This is a genomic window from Arthrobacter sp. CAL618 (assembly GCF_000468215.1).
Taxonomy (GTDB): domain Bacteria; phylum Actinomycetota; class Actinomycetes; order Actinomycetales; family Micrococcaceae; genus Arthrobacter_D.
Genome location: NZ_ASZW01000103.1, coordinates 491 through 1,604 on the forward strand (window position 1 = coordinate 491; position 1,114 = coordinate 1,604).

The following is a 1,114-nucleotide window of genomic DNA, read 5'->3' on the forward strand; positions in this document are numbered from 1 at the left end:
AGGACCGCCGCACCTACAGCAACTGCGGCCACCGCAAGCACGAATAGCGGCGCAGTGTCCGCCGTGGTGAAGGGTCGGGAACGTTGTCCCCACCCGATCGGCGACATCAGCGAAATCCAGCCACTCGTGACTTGGGTGAGGTCCGCACTGGGCGTACCGATTGCGTCGCCGATACCTCGTAGCAGGTAGGCAGCACCCACCAGGCTTGAGGCTACCCCGTTGGCGCTGCGCCCCGACGGCATCACCTGTGCGGCTAGGGCCGCCACCGGGACAAAAAACAGTCCCACTGCGCCGACGGCAAGACCAGCCGTGATGGACCCGGGGGATGGCAGCCCAGCAGCCAGGAAGCTGGCCGCCACGCAACCGGCAAGCAGGAGGTTTGCGGCGCCGCCCACCAGCAGCGTGGCGGCGAGCGGTGCGGCACGGGGGAGCAGTGTGGACCCGATGAGTTCCGCACGCCCCAGTTCCTCGTCGGCGCGGGTATGGCGAATGACCAGGAACGTACTCATCAAGCCCGCCAACAGGGCGGTGAACGCAAACCCCTGGAAAAACACCACCGCACCAAGGCTAAAACCGTCCGGCAGCCCGCGCAGGAACAGCAGTGAAGGGTTCGCTGCAGCCACGGCGATGATCGCCCGCCGGTCACCCGTCTCGCTAAACTCGCTGGCCACCGCGGTGGCTGTGACATAACCCAGCAAGGCAATGCCCAGGATCCAGATCGGCAGCAGAATCCGGTCCCGCCGGAGCTGCGCCAACGCAAGCCGGAGAATTTCGGACATCAGGATGGCTCGGCGTAGTGGCGCAGGAACAGCGACTCGAGTGATGGCGGGGAAATGGTCAGACCGGTGGGCCTGACGGCAGCGATTCCCTCCAGGACGGACGGGAGATTGGCGGCCTCCACCTCGAATTCGGCGGCCAGGCCGTCGTCGTGAACGTCCTGGACACCCGGAAGGCGGGCCAGGAGTCCGGCGTCGACTCCCTCCACCCGAAAGTGGGTCAACTTGAGGTGCCGGAGTTCGGCCAGCGAGCCCGACTCGACCACCCGGCCCGAACGGATAATCGTCACCCGGTCACAGAGCTGTTCCACCTCGCTCAGGATATGGCTGGAGAGCAG

General features: G+C 66.1%; 1 protein-coding gene and 1 pseudogene. Both read right to left on the minus strand.

What is annotated here, in order from left to right; genetic code table 11:
* Positions 1–779, minus strand: a pseudogene (locus K728_RS23120) (ABC transporter permease); the annotation flags it as partial.
* A partial coding sequence (locus K728_RS21220) for an ATP-binding protein DrrA1-3 family domain-containing protein (protein ID WP_024476261.1) occupies positions 779–1,114 on the minus strand: 336 nt, incomplete at its 5' end. The pseudogene K728_RS23120 and the gene K728_RS21220, both read right to left, overlap by 1 nt.